Origin of the sequence: Flavobacterium plurextorum, assembly GCF_024638035.1 — a bacterium.
Taxonomy (GTDB): Bacteria; Bacteroidota; Bacteroidia; order Flavobacteriales; family Flavobacteriaceae; genus Flavobacterium; species Flavobacterium plurextorum.
The window spans coordinates 3,154,964-3,167,834 of sequence record NZ_CP100442.1; the positions used below are offsets into that span (position 1 = coordinate 3,154,964).

Annotated in this window: 13 protein-coding genes; 8 read left to right on the forward strand and 5 right to left on the reverse strand. The window is 36.2% G+C overall.

Annotated elements, in window-relative coordinates; all coding sequences use genetic code 11:
• Positions 1 to 220: 220 nt before the first annotated feature.
• From NLG42_RS14115 to NLG42_RS14125, 3 genes are all read left to right on the forward strand, one after another.
• The gene (locus NLG42_RS14115) at positions 221 to 652 is read left to right on the forward strand and encodes a DoxX family protein (protein WP_257681329.1); all 432 of its coding nucleotides are present in this window, start codon (positions 221 to 223) and stop codon (positions 650 to 652) included.
• Positions 642 to 1,772 carry a chromate efflux transporter gene (chrA, locus tag NLG42_RS14120; RefSeq protein ID WP_257681330.1) on the forward strand — a complete coding sequence of 377 codons (1,131 nt, stop codon included), beginning with the start codon at positions 642 to 644 and terminating at the stop codon, positions 1,770 to 1,772. The genes NLG42_RS14115 and chrA overlap by 11 nt, the downstream gene beginning before the upstream one ends.
• 741 nt (positions 1,773 to 2,513) lie before the next feature.
• On the forward strand, positions 2,514 to 2,864 hold the full coding sequence (locus NLG42_RS14125; protein WP_257681331.1) for a hypothetical protein: 351 nt from the start codon (positions 2,514 to 2,516) through the stop codon (positions 2,862 to 2,864).
• A gap of 286 nt (positions 2,865 to 3,150) precedes the next feature.
• Here the strand turns inward: NLG42_RS14125 and NLG42_RS14130 are convergent, their stop codons facing one another.
• From NLG42_RS14130 to NLG42_RS14150, 5 genes are all read right to left on the reverse strand, one after another.
• The gene (locus NLG42_RS14130) at positions 3,151 to 3,543 is read right to left on the reverse strand and encodes a hypothetical protein (protein ID WP_257681332.1); all 393 of its coding nucleotides are present in this window, start codon (positions 3,541 to 3,543) and stop codon (positions 3,151 to 3,153) included.
• Between the two features lie 96 nt (positions 3,544 to 3,639).
• Positions 3,640 to 5,454, reverse strand: a complete 1,815-nt coding sequence (locus NLG42_RS14135) for a UvrD-helicase domain-containing protein (protein WP_257681333.1) — start codon at positions 5,452 to 5,454, stop codon at positions 3,640 to 3,642.
• 2 nt (positions 5,455 to 5,456) lie between these two features.
• Entirely contained in the window at positions 5,457 to 7,601 is a 2,145-nt protein-coding gene (locus NLG42_RS14140; RefSeq protein ID WP_257681334.1) for an AAA family ATPase, read from the reverse strand.
• Positions 7,602 to 7,653: 52 nt separating this feature from the next.
• Positions 7,654 to 8,304: a hypothetical protein gene (locus tag NLG42_RS14145; RefSeq protein ID WP_257681335.1), complete on the reverse strand. Its 651-nt coding sequence runs from the start codon at positions 8,302 to 8,304 to the stop codon at positions 7,654 to 7,656.
• A 150-nt stretch (positions 8,305 to 8,454) separates the two neighbouring features.
• Positions 8,455 to 9,300, reverse strand: coding sequence for a hypothetical protein (locus NLG42_RS14150; RefSeq protein WP_257681336.1), 846 nt, complete (start codon positions 9,298 to 9,300; stop codon positions 8,455 to 8,457).
• Between the two features lie 614 nt (positions 9,301 to 9,914).
• Here NLG42_RS14150 and NLG42_RS14155 point away from each other — a divergent pair.
• The 5 genes from NLG42_RS14155 to NLG42_RS14175 all read left to right on the forward strand — a co-directional run bounded on the left by NLG42_RS14155 (position 9,915) and on the right by NLG42_RS14175 (position 12,859).
• Positions 9,915 to 10,325 carry a single-stranded DNA-binding protein gene (locus NLG42_RS14155; RefSeq protein WP_257681337.1) on the forward strand — a complete coding sequence of 137 codons (411 nt, stop codon included), beginning with the start codon at positions 9,915 to 9,917 and terminating at the stop codon, positions 10,323 to 10,325.
• A 57-nt stretch (positions 10,326 to 10,382) separates the two neighbouring features.
• A complete protein-coding gene (locus tag NLG42_RS14160; RefSeq protein ID WP_257681338.1) occupies positions 10,383 to 11,456 on the forward strand; it encodes a DUF932 domain-containing protein in 1,074 nt (357 codons plus the stop codon).
• A gap of 121 nt (positions 11,457 to 11,577) precedes the next feature.
• Positions 11,578 to 11,952 carry a hypothetical protein gene (locus NLG42_RS14165; RefSeq protein WP_257681339.1) on the forward strand — a complete coding sequence of 125 codons (375 nt, stop codon included), beginning with the start codon at positions 11,578 to 11,580 and terminating at the stop codon, positions 11,950 to 11,952.
• The gene (locus tag NLG42_RS14170; protein ID WP_257681340.1) at positions 11,936 to 12,613 is read left to right on the forward strand and encodes a PRTRC system protein E; all 678 of its coding nucleotides are present in this window, start codon (positions 11,936 to 11,938) and stop codon (positions 12,611 to 12,613) included. The genes NLG42_RS14165 and NLG42_RS14170 overlap by 17 nt, the downstream gene beginning before the upstream one ends.
• Before the next feature lie 27 nt (positions 12,614 to 12,640).
• The gene (locus tag NLG42_RS14175) at positions 12,641 to 12,859 is read left to right on the forward strand and encodes a PRTRC system protein C (RefSeq protein WP_257681341.1); all 219 of its coding nucleotides are present in this window, start codon (positions 12,641 to 12,643) and stop codon (positions 12,857 to 12,859) included.
• Positions 12,860 to 12,871: the final 12 nt, after the last annotated feature.

Sequence of the window (12,871 nt, forward strand, 5' to 3'; positions counted from 1 at the left end):
TATGTTTTTGCTTTTAGTTTTTCAATAATAATTTGATAAGCCCAATACTATGTTTTGATAATTTATAATAAAAAAAAGATATATTTGAAATTAAATAATGTGTCATAATTATCACTATAGCTGCCCCAATTTGCGTGGCCAATTTTGGTTTTATAACACATAAATAAGTTATGCGACCCTGTGACAGGCAGCGTGCAGACATTAAACCGACAAGCAAAAAATGAAAGAGCTGATATTCAGTACAGATAATTCAAAAACGACAATCTTAATCAGGCTTATGATTGGAGCGGTATTTCTTTGCGAAGGAATACAGAAATTTTTATTTGCCGACAAACTTGGCTCAGGACGGTTTGAGAAAATTGGCTTGCCGTTCCCTGAATTTTTGGGAAGTTTTGTTGGCAGTTTTGAAATTATTTGCGGACTTCTTATTCTCTTGGGGCTTTTGACAAGACTTGCAAGCATTCCGCTTATCATCATAATGGTAGTGGCAATTGCTACAACGAAATCGGAAGTTTTTGCCGAAAAGGTTTTTTGGGAAATGGTGCACGGGAGCAGAACCGACTGGGCCATGCTCCTGGGAAGTATTTTTTTACTCATTAAAGGCTGCGGCTTTTGGTCAGTGGATAAAACTTTGAGCAGAAATGGAGCATAAAGCGGATTTAAAACATATCGCCAAAGTTTTTCTCAAACTTGGCATTATCGGTTTTGGCGGGCCAGCCGCTCATATTGCCATGATGCAGGATGAAGTGGTAAGAAAAAGAAAATGGCTGTCCCAAGAGCATTTTCTGGACCTCATTGGCGCCACAAACCTAATCCCGGGGCCCAACAGCACGGAAATGGCAATCCATATCGGACACGAAAAAGGCGGCTGGAAAGGTTTAATTACAGCTGGTCTTTGTTTTATCCTGCCGGCTGTTTTCCTGACAGGTGTTTTGGCCTGGCTCTATAAGCAGTATGGACAAATACCCGCAGTGCAGCCCTTTGTTTACGGAATAAAGCCAGCCATTATTGCCATTATATTGAGCGCCATTTTCCCTTTGGCAAAGAAATCCTTGAAATCACCAGAACTTATCATGATCGGACTGCTTGTCTTGGTTTGTTCGGTGCTTGGCATCAGCGAGATTTATCTGATGTTTGGAGCCGGTTTTTCGGCTTTGCTTCTGGCATATTTAAAAGGCAGTAAGCATAGTAACAGTAACAGTCTGCTGCCGGTAACCTTATTGCAGATCACAAACACTACAATAGTTTCTGCAACCAGTGCAAAGCTGTTTTGGATTTTTCTGAAAATCGGTGCTATACTTTACGGAAGCGGTTATGTTTTGTTTGCTTTCCTTGATACAGAATTGGTTTCAACGGGACTTTTGACAAGACAGCAGCTAATAGATGCCATTGCCGTGGGGCAGTTCACCCCGGGGCCTGTTTTTTCTTCGGTAACTTTTATCGGTTATCAGATTAGTGGTCTGGCAGGGGCCATTGTCTCGACAGTGGCCATTTTTTTGCCTTCATTCATTTTTGTGGCGTTACTTAACCCAATGGTAAAGAAAATGCGGAATTCAAAACTTTTTTCTACATTTCTTGACGCTGTAAACGCAGCATCAGTTGCCATAATTACAGCTGTTTGCCTTGATATGGCAAAAGAGGTCATTACAGATTGGCGGACCATTTTGATAGCCGTTTTAAGTATAATTATTGCATTTGGATACAGGAAAATAAACAGTGCTTTTGTCGTTTTGGGAGGCTCATTGATGGGGTATTTATTGACCCTGCTATAAATGAGCTGCTTCATTCCTTGGCCGTTCATGTTCCTGAAGCTGCTCATTATCAAGTTTCCCAAATTTCGAATTCCTTCCTTACCGGATTTTCCTTTTCGGGTTCTATAGTTTGAAATTTATCATTTTCATTCTCATTGCTCTTTTGGGTATCCATATCCGTTTGAGACCTTTGATGGGTCATTCCCTATAAGGTGCTTTTCTAGGTCCTTGCCCCTTATGTCTTTGGGGCCGCTTTGGGGTTCCTTATAAGGGTTCTGCGGTCATAGGGGCTGGGTGTTTTTGGCTGCGGTTTTGGGTCTTTGATCGGGTTTTGGGAATTACGGGGGTGCTTGTGGTAATTTTTGGTTGTATGAAATTTTTTATTTTATTTTTTGGATTGGATTATTGCTGTTGTTTTTTTAGGTTTTAATATTATTTTTTAGGAGCTTTTTCCCGCTATCCATTCCAATCTTTTGTGCCGAACTCCGGCACAAAAGGATTTCCACTGCTATCGGGGCTAAGAGTTGAATCCATTTTTTAGGTTTTTGTATTATAGTTTTTCAATAATAATTTCATAAGTCCAATAATATTATTTTAACGATTTATAATAAAAAAAAGATATATTTGAAATAAATATTATGTAATAATTATCAGATTTTTCTACCCCAATTTGCGTGGCTTTATGTGGTTTAATCACACATATAAATAAATTGTAGGCAATGCTAAAACAATCGTGGAATAATAACGTAAACAAATTCATTTATGACATTTATTAGTGAAAATGATCTTAACAAAATCGAATCAGATTTAAAAGATAAAATTAAATCAAAACTTTTAGAAGGTTTTAGAAATAGAAAAACGCTCTTAGTTATAAAAGTTGACAGTGTTACCATTAAATTTGACATTGATGAAGGTGAATCAAATCGCGACAATATTGTTATTAGTCTAGTTAATGCTGATGCAAAAGTCTGGGTAGATAATAACGATAACAATAGTCAAGGAAATGACCAAATACAATTAAGAATCAATTCCGTCAGATTTTCATTTAACGAAGAAATAAAAGAGTTTGAATTGGCTAACGAGAATGACTTAGTTTTAATAGACATGTCATGACAGATGAATCGCAAAGAATTAGAAAACTATATGAAAACTTAATAAGTTCACAGTTACATATTTTTCCCGCATGCGGAAAAGTTAAGATTCGCTATTGCATGCTGAATTATAAAGTTCTATGTCTATCATTGTGTTTTTTAGCTTAACCACTAATGTAATTGCACTACTGTTGTGGAATAAATTAATACCTATTTTCGGATTTGCCAAATATTCCAAATACAAAACCAATATCATTTTTTGACAACTCTTTTCTTGTTTTAAAATCTAATGATAACATAATAAAATTTTAATTTATTGCTAGAACAATTCTGTCTTTGGGCTCAGCTGACCATTGAACTTGCCATGCACGGCCATCAATTTGGTCAAGCAAAATGAAATTATATATGTTTGTTGTCGGATAAAGAAAAAAACTTCCAATCTTTTCATCTTCTTTTGTAACTCGGGTTATTAAGGATAGGGGAGTTTCAAACTCATTACCTTTTGAAGACCATTGAACTTGCCACATTTGTCCATTTTTTGTATTCATTTTAATAAATGTATACATATTTCTTGTTGCGAATAACCTATACCCAACATCACTATCTGTAGAAATATTTTGAGTTGGTGTGTCAGATGTACTTTGGGCAAAAGCAGAAATCGTTGTCAAAGTAATAATTGTTACAAAGAATAATTTTTTCATTTTTTTTTAGTGTTTTAATTGTCTTTATATCTGGCGCGCTTTTTATGCTGGCACCTAACTTTCTGCTATGGCCGAGCTACTATTGCTTACTAGCTGTTAGCCGTAGTCCATTACAGAGTATTCATAATTATATTCGATTAAATGGGAAGTTGGTGGTTTCCCTTCAGGTGCGTGATACCGATGAACATTTCTATATTTTTCAGAAATAAGATGTAAATTTTTTCTTGCTCTTGAAGCTAAAACATACAAGAGTTTTTTTGAATTGATAATACCATTATTATCATTAAAATGAGGAACATAACCGTCCAATAAACCAAAGCCAATAACTGCATCGTATTCTTCGCCTTTAGTTCCGTGTATTGTGGAAACAGTAATTCCATCTCGTTGTCTGAATACTTTTCTGAAATTTTCAATATCGGCAATATATGGATTTCCTTCATCTATCAGTCTTTGAATTCTACTTTCAGAACTTGCAAAAAATGAATTGAAATGTTCATCTAACGAGGGAAAATTGGGAAGTATAATTTTTAACTTTTCACAAATCTGATTAAAGAAAATTTTTAAATAAGTTAAACCGTCTGTCTCGTTTATCTCAAAAGAATTACAAATTCTTAAAAATTCTTTACTACTTACATTTGAAACATCAACTCCTGCACTATCAAGTTCATTTAATATTTCTTTACTCCACCTTAACCTTCTTATGTACATAAATGGAGAAGGTTCAGTCAATGCAACTCGTGAAACTTTGAACCAAAAATTATCAATATCCCGAGAAAAAGGAGCCATTCCTGGTCCGTCAAAACTGAAATCAGGAAGTCTGATGATAAGTTTTCTTGTAATGCTTGCAATATGTACCCATTGTGGAGCAGTGATGCATATTTCGTTCGGACTAATTCCGGCTGATTCTACATTGAACAATATTAACTGAGCTAATTCTTCAATCAAATCATTTACAGATACAACTGAATTGAATGTAATTGTACTTGGGTAATCTTTTCCATTACCAAATGCGACAATTGGAGTTTCGAAAGTTTTATAATAATCAAAATAACTGATAATAGCCGACGATGACCTATAGTTTTTATCTAAGCTTAGTGGGGTCAATTTAAATCCTAATAATTTTTCTAATTCATCTTTAGGCATTGGATAGCCTCCCAGCGAGTCGTAAATAGATTGGTTTGGGTCGCCAACTATAAGTGTTTTTGAATTGCCTTTGTTTACACTTAATATTTTAGATATGATGTGATACTGTATTTCTTTAGTGTCCTGATACTCATCTATTAGAATGAAAGGAAATAATTTGGATAAAACTTTTGCTACAACTGGTTTTGATTTTAATATTTCATAAGCATAAAAAAGTATCTGCTCAAAATCCAATTGATTGTTGTTTTTCAATATCCCAAAATATTCCTGTAAAATAGCTTTTATATGGTTATTTTGATTGCTACTTTTTGAGGTAAACTTGTAGGTTCCTTTTATGGTAGCATAATATTGAAAATCATAAAAACTTACATTAGGATTTGTATAATTAGCACACAAGTTAGTCAAGAGTTCTTGTGTATCATATGAATTGATAACCTTAAAGCCGTTCTTCAATCGTTCAGAATACAAATGATATGGCTTTAAAATCCATTCCATACAAAAAGAATGGATAGTGCCAATCCATAATTGTGCCGTATCAACTCCTAATAACTCAACACGCTCCTTTATCTCATCTGAAGCCCTGTTAGTATAGGTTATGGCTATAACGAATTCCTTGTCAGATTTCAACCTGCTTAACTCATAAGCAATTTTGAATGTAAGGGTTCTTGTTTTTCCGCTTCCAGGACAAGCAATAAGAAGTACGCTATTATCTTCAAGAATTGCATCTTCCTGTTCTTTATTTATACTGTCTTTTTCGCAAACAAACATAATTACTTCAGTTTATCTATTAGGGTGAAAATTTGGTCATCTGGCAGGACAAGATCAAAGTCAAAAGCTAAGTCATCCAATTTATTTGTTCCATTTCTATATTTCAAAAGTTCCGCATTGCAACTTGTAAAATCTATGGTATCATCATCTTCAAAATGCTTGTTCATTCTATACTGGATAATGTCAGCAATAATGTTTGAAGAATAAGTTTCTTTTGCAAAAAGAATAGCATCAAGAATGTAAACTGGAATTTCAGTTTTATAAGAAATATGTTTCCCTAACATAATAGCAAACCAGCCTTTCCCTTCTTGTTTTGCCATAGTAAGTACACGTTTACCATATACAGCTACCTCATCACTTTCAATATTTTCTTTAGCAAGTTCTCTTGTTGGTGGGTCCGTATAAACTTCATCAATAATTGCTAATATTTCATCTTCATTTCCTTCAGCTAGAAAATCTATTTCAAAAGTATAGTCAGCATAAAATACTTTCAACCAATCATTTCCAGCCTCAAAAGCATCTAACTTAGCTTTACGTTCTAAACCTTTTTGTTTAGATGCTTCAACTTTTTTCTTATACTTTTTTAATCGGTCACTATCATCAACATCATTAATTGTGGTATCACAAATAGCATCATCTAAATCAGTAAGGATAGCACATTTTCTTTGTATTCTGTCATTATGGAAAAGTTGCGCAACATTTTCAAACCCTGTGCTTCTAATGTTTATCAAACTTATACCCAACTCGTCCAAGCTTATTCCAAAAACTTTCTTCACCATAATTGGTATCAGAATTTCTTCGGCATCGCCTTCCACCAAAATCACACCTTTAGCAAACAGCAAATTGGTTCTTACAGCATCCAAGTAACGTTGTACCTGATTGATGTTTTCTGTACCTAAGCCTGTAGAAGGCTGATAAACCTCTGCATAATTTAATTTTTTTGCTAAGATGTTTATGTTATCTACATTACTGACTTCAGATATTTGGGTAGAATGGGTTGAATATATGATTTGAGTATCACCATAATCTAATTTGTCGAACAATGTTTTTTGAATGTGATTATGGATATGAGCCTCTGGTTCTTCTATAATTAAGAAATTTGCGAAAGTATCTTTTTGTTTTCGATATTTAAATTCCAAAAGTTTTAAGGTCAGGAAAATAAGATTAGCACCACCTAGGCTTAACTCGTGGATACCGCCTTCATATTCTTCTTCTGGTTCTCCAATGAACAATTTCAAGGATTGTAGCAGTTTTTCCGCTTCATCAGGAACACTGGATTTTATTGATAAGGATGAGGGAGAATAGGTAAGCCCTACAGCATCTTGAATTGTAGTTTTGATATCCTTACGGATAGTCTGTACATCTGGAAGTGCTTCAATGCTTTCATTCAAATCTTTTACTAAATTGCTGATGGGTTGGTAGTCAGCATCTTTTATTTCACCACTTTTATATTTTAAAAGGGTGAGTAAAGGATTTGTTCTGTTATTATGGAAATCACTTACAACATCTCTTAGTGCCTGTATAAAAGTAAATGAAACCTCCTTTGCAATAGATAACTGATGAGGGATTTTGGAACCAAATTTTGATGCATCGATAACAGAAGGAAAAACGACATTTTCAAAATCCCCTACAAGTTCTTTATACACTTCAGGGTTGTTAAAATCTGCGGTGCTTTTCCCCGTAAAAAACGTTTCATAGTTATCTAAAATGTTAATATCATCTAGTATAGCTTGTAATCCGGCTTTATCGCCTGGACCTAATTCAGAAAGTTTTTGTCTGATGTCTGCTTTGGGGCGAAAAAAAAGATTGTAAGTAGCTTTTTCTACATAATCTGCTTCGGCAATTCCAGTTCCGTGTATGAATAATGATTGAATGGCTTCTTCGTCATTCAGTTCATCAAATTCTATACTGATAATAATCCAATGACCTTTCCATCTTCCTTTATCTAATGTTCTATTAAAATCACCTTCTGTGAGTTTATAAGCAAACTGTAGAGAAGCATCTTCCAAAAGCAATCTGATGGCTTTAAAAACGTTTGTCTTTCCAGAACCATTTTCGCCAATAATGGTATTAATCCCTTTGTTAAAATTAAAATACGCATTTGCGAAATTTCTATAATTGACAAGGCTTACTTTAGATATATACATTTCACTGTTGTTTTAGCAATTTATTTTGGATTACGGCTGTTAGTGGCTGACCTCATTGTAAGAAGTAATTACTAAAAACATTTTGTATTAATTCCCAAAGTATAGTTGCATTATCAGGCGTAACATTTAACTGAATTATAATGCTAATAATCGTTCCAATAAATAGATTTTTCCAATCAAATTTGTTTAATTCTTTAGCTAATTCAGTTAATCTTTCTAAACTAATTATAATTTCTCTTTGTTGATTTTCGAACAATGGAATTGAACTTATTCTTTGAGAAATTATTTTCAATTTTTCTGTCAATTCTTCATATTCAGAAAATGTGAATTTCGAATTATCAAAATCTGTAATTAATTGAAGTCCCGAAATTTCATTTTGAAAACGTTCCCATAGATTAGGGCTTTCAAGTTCACGTTTTAAATTACTTAACCAAGTAATAAAATGGTCAAATCCTATTTTCCAATTAACGTTATTAGTCGCTTCAACAATTTGTTCTTGACCTGGTGAATAGTTTACATAAAATCCAGCGTAATCAGTGTCTTCGTTAAAATTAAAATAGTATGGAGAATTTATAAATTTTAAACTTGTTGAATATCTTCCCATTTCATCTGTCTCTATCAATTTAAATTGATGAGGAGAAAAGTTACCACCTGCCGTAATATATTTGTAAATGTGGTCCTTTTGCGAGGTAAGTAATTTCATAAATTCTGTTTTTTTTTGGTTTGCCACCAACGTTCTCGCGCTACAAGCAGTTTGGGTCTAAATTAAGCCCTGTTTTCGGATTTGCCAAATCTTCGAAATACAAAACCAATTTCAAATTAAGCCTAATACCCGAATAGCTTGTAGCGTATGTTAGCTGATGTATTTTTTTATTTCGTTTTCTATCAATTTCCATCTTCCTGTTTTACTTAAGTTAAAGATTGCAAAATGTTTAATTTCATCTGATATTTCGCTGAAACATTTAATTAAGGTTTCATCTTTTACTTCTTTTCTGGAATTACATAAAATATATAGAAAATGTTCAGGGTTTATTTGTTCAATAAACTCTAGTCTTTTCATATGATTATTCATTAATCTTTTAACCATTCTATTTTTAAGATATTCGCTTGGTTTTTGCATCCAAATTTTTTCGATATTAATTGCCAAAATCTCTTCGTTTCCAAATTCTATGAATGCTTTTAAATATGATTCGTTGTCAGTTTCTTCATAATCCCTTAAAAGAATATTATCGCGTTTTGTGTTTGTGACATTATCATATATTTTCAGTGCATATTTTATATCATTTTGATATTTTGAGTTATAAAATGTTTCAAAGAAATCTTCGTAATGTATTTTTTTTAAGTTCGGTAAAAGAGCATAAAGTATAATTCTAATTCTTTGTCTTTTTGAATAATCACTATTAATTAATTCCCTGTGAAGTTTTGAATAAATTTTAGAGCTGTAGTTATATGTTTCAATTCTTTTTAAAAGATTTGATTCTATTGACGCTTTCAAGTCATTATTTGGTACTATTAGATAGTAATCAATCAAAATTGATAATTGGATAGTATTTAAAACACTATGAATTAATAAATTAAAATTTCCACCAAGAAAAATTTCATTTCTTTTTTCAATTAATTCATTAAGAAGATTGATTTGTTGTTTTTTCATAAATTTCTCGGGAATCAATATATCAGCTAACTTGTTTTTTGCTGCCATAAAATGGCAGCAATACCTCCTTTTAAGTTGGCTTTATGCTATAAGTAAGATTTTTAAGCGAATATAAGAATAAATACCAAATCTTTTTGCTGTTAGGCAATAGCTGTGACTATTTAATTTTAGGCCGTGGCCTCTATACTTCGTAGATTCAAGTACTATCTTTTGTAATTCACCTCCAAGCTGTCTGCTTTTTTTCTCAATGTCTTTTATCCATACGTACCCCAATTGCTTCCCTTTTACTTTTTACCCGAGACCCTGTATGCTTTTGTTTTATTTCAGGAGCAAAGGTAGTCCGTGTCCATAAGCCAAAGCAAGGCCGGGCCTTTCAGGTCTTGTCAAAAAATCTCCACCCCTCCGGGTTGTATTTTTTGCAAGAGCCTTGCTTTTGCCGGACACTAACCTTTTTATGCTCATGAAACAAAACATAGCATACTGCGGCTCTTTAGACGAATAAAAAAAAATGTCAGAAATGAGAATTGAAATATTGAAAACAGCAATGATGAAACAAAACAGCGCCTGCTCTCATTGCCGAATAAAGTTTCAAAAAAAAATAAAAAGTATAAAGTGAAAATGCGGGGCGGGAAAAGAAAGTAACAATTTAAAAACTAGAAATCATGAACATTACAGGAAGATTGACAAAAGATGCGAAAGTAAGCACATTGTCAGACAGCAGACAGGTAGTAAATTTTTCAGTAGCCATAAACGAAAGCTACAAAAACAAAAAAGGCGACAGGGTAGAGCAGACTACTTTTTTCGAGTGCGCCTACTGGATAAGCCCACGGGTTGCCGAGTGGCTGACCAAAGGCACAGTGGTGGAGCTCACTGGTATGGTAAGCGCAAGGGCTTGGACAGGCAATGACGGGGAACCGCGCGCGGGGCTTAATTTCAATACTTCGAACATCAAACTGCACGGGGGCGGGAAGAAGTCCGAAGTCGGGCAGGCGGTGAAAACAGGGCAGACTGCAGAGCAGGGAGAAAACAAAAAAGCCACCTTAAAAGAGCCTGAGGACGACATCCCGTTTTGAGCAGGCTGTAAAGGGTTTTTAAACAATTTTAATTTCAAACTTTTAAAATCAAATATCATGGCACATAATATCAATTACAACAGCGAGACAGGAAAGTATTCTTTTTTCAGCGTAAAGCAAAAAGCATGGCACGGGCTCGGGCAGATTGTGGAGCAGTACCCGACAAGCTCAGAAGCCATCAGACATGCGGGGCTTGATTATGAGGTGGCTAAAAGCCCTTTATACACAAAAGCATCAGGCATTATCCAAACTGCGGGCGGTATTGAAATGGGCAGTACCGAACTGGCAGTACCTGACTGCTTTGCCACTATCCGCACCGACAGCAATGCCGTACTCGGGGTCGTTGGGAAAGACTACCAAATCGTGCAGAACCGTGAGGCGTTCAGCTTTTTTGATGCCATTGTAGGCGGGGGCGACGGTATACTGTACGAAACAGCAGGGGCGCTCGGGCAGGGCGAACGTATTTTTATTACGGCAAAACTCCCTGATTATATCAGGGTCGGAAACGGCGATGATGTGACTGAAAAATATATTTTCCTGACTACCTCCCACGACGGGAGCGGAAGCATCACAGCAGCTTTTACCCCCATCCGCATCGTATGCCAAAATACCCTTAACGCTTCGCTCCGCTCTATGAGCAACGTGGTGCGCATCCGCCATACCTCGGGTGCTAAACAGCGCCTTGACGATGCCCATAAAGTAATGGGACTGGCGGACAGACTCAGCAGTCAGCTCGAAGGCATTTTCAATGAATGGGCTCAAGTGAAAGTAACAGATAGGGAAGTTAAAAAACTGATTCAATTGGCACTATGTCCCAATACGGAAACACTAGCTTTAATCAAAAAAGGGGCAGACGATGAAGTTTCCACCGTGTTTAAAAATACCGTTGAGGACGCTTTTGCCTATGCCATGGCAAGTGAATCACAACAGATGGATACCACCAAAGGCACGCTTTTCGGGGCATACAATGGCGTGACGGGCTACTATCAGAATGTAAGAAAATACAGGGATGACGAAGCCAAATTGCAGTCCATTGTAATGGGAGGCACCGCCCAGGGAAAAGCCCAAAAGGCATTTGAACTGTGCACCGCTTTTCAGACAGATGGAGCAGAAATCCTAAACCTGAATTAGCAAGGCAGATAACCAAAGGCTGTTGCAAACCGTGACAGCCTTTAAAATCAGGTTTTTTATCTGATGCAAATAACCAATAGAGCATCAGCGCAGTTCAAATAATACAAAAAAAAAAAGAATTATGGCAAAGAAGTATCCAAACCATTTTGAGTTTACGCTGTATCTCTATAATGAATTTGTCAGCAAACACCGCAGTACAGGCAAGGAAGCCCGTATATATTGGCATATTTTGGACAAGTATATAGAAGTGGGACTTTCAAAAAAAAGCCAGACAGCCGAAAAAAAGTACGCTCAAAAGCTTGTAGCCATCATAAGGGAAGCCGTCGGGGAATGGAACACCCATCTGCTTATCTTAAAAGGGGAAAAGGGAGAAAAGGAATATCAGGAAAATATGAAAAGCTACATCGAACGCCTTTACAGGTTAGGGCATGATGAGCAGGGCATCATGGAACTCGTCATTAAAAAATTAAAATTAAATTATGGAAACGACAACTAATTTTTTCAATCAGATAGCGCAGTTGCAGATTATAGGTGATTTGCACATTACAATTGCAAAAGGGGCAGAGGACAGGCTTATCGTACTGGTTATGCTCCAAAACGAGACGTGCGGGGACGATGCCAAGCACAGTATACCTCCATTAAACCTGCGGGGAACAGCCGAGGAACTCGACAGCGGTTTTTTTGAGAATATCACCACGCCCATGGAGTCCGCTTCGGGTCTTATGGTGGATATGGAAGGCTATATGAAACAGCTTGAAGATACCAAAAAGCAGTCGGCTATGGAAAAAGAGAAAGCCGAGAGCAAGAAAAAAGAGCAGGAAAGCAAGGATAAAAAATTCAGCGATGCCATGGCAAAGGCGGACGAACTGGAAAAAGAAGGGAAATTCCGTGAGGCATGGATAAAAGTGCCTGAAATACATGACTTTCCCTTTAAGGCGGAGGAAATACGAAGGCGCAAATCCGAACTGTCAGCAAAATTTGCGCCCGATCTGTTCGGCAGTACAACAGAAACCGCAAAACCCGAACCACCCCGAGAGGAGCTTTTTCCCGAGTATGCTAATGACAGCAGTGATGCACAGGAGACCGAAACGGACGAGGAAGAAACGGACACAGAGGACATGGAAAACTGGGAAGAAGACCCCGAAGCAGAGGAGTAGGATATTAATCTAAATAATAATGAAATCATGTTACTAGCGACACAATTACAGCGGGTTTTTATACTCAAAGACAAGGGGCAGGAAATCAGGCTTTCCGACCCCGAGCCAAGATGGAGCACCGAAGCGGTACTGAATTTTTATGCCCCGACCTATCCGATACTCACCACCGCTAAAATATCAGCCCCTTCAATCAGGGACGATGCGGTGGAGTACCGATTTGAAACGGTAATGGGAACAAAAGGCTAACCAAAATTTAAA

Bases quoted from the DNA above. Each gene is read 5' to 3' on its own strand.
- NLG42_RS14125 (WP_257681331.1), top strand. From the start codon at position 2,514: ATGACATTTATTAGTGAAAATGATCTTAACAAAATCGAATCAGATTTA.
- NLG42_RS14140 (WP_257681334.1), bottom strand. From the start codon at position 7,601: ATGTATATATCTAAAGTAAGCCTTGTCAATTATAGAAATTTCGCAAAT.
- NLG42_RS14135 (WP_257681333.1), bottom strand. From the start codon at position 5,454: ATGTTTGTTTGCGAAAAAGACAGTATAAATAAAGAACAGGAAGATGCA.
- NLG42_RS14115 (WP_257681329.1), top strand. From the start codon at position 221: ATGAAAGAGCTGATATTCAGTACAGATAATTCAAAAACGACAATCTTA.
- NLG42_RS14130 (WP_257681332.1), bottom strand. From the start codon at position 3,543: ATGAAAAAATTATTCTTTGTAACAATTATTACTTTGACAACGATTTCT.
- NLG42_RS14165 (WP_257681339.1), top strand. From the start codon at position 11,578: ATGGCAAAGAAGTATCCAAACCATTTTGAGTTTACGCTGTATCTCTAT.
- chrA (WP_257681330.1), top strand. From the start codon at position 642: ATGGAGCATAAAGCGGATTTAAAACATATCGCCAAAGTTTTTCTCAAA.
- NLG42_RS14175 (WP_257681341.1), top strand. From the start codon at position 12,641: ATGTTACTAGCGACACAATTACAGCGGGTTTTTATACTCAAAGACAAG.
- NLG42_RS14145 (WP_257681335.1), bottom strand. From the start codon at position 8,304: ATGAAATTACTTACCTCGCAAAAGGACCACATTTACAAATATATTACG.
- NLG42_RS14160 (WP_257681338.1), top strand. From the start codon at position 10,383: ATGGCACATAATATCAATTACAACAGCGAGACAGGAAAGTATTCTTTT.
- NLG42_RS14155 (WP_257681337.1), top strand. From the start codon at position 9,915: ATGAACATTACAGGAAGATTGACAAAAGATGCGAAAGTAAGCACATTG.
- NLG42_RS14150 (WP_257681336.1), bottom strand. From the start codon at position 9,300: ATGGCAGCAAAAAACAAGTTAGCTGATATATTGATTCCCGAGAAATTT.
- NLG42_RS14170 (WP_257681340.1), top strand. From the start codon at position 11,936: ATGGAAACGACAACTAATTTTTTCAATCAGATAGCGCAGTTGCAGATT.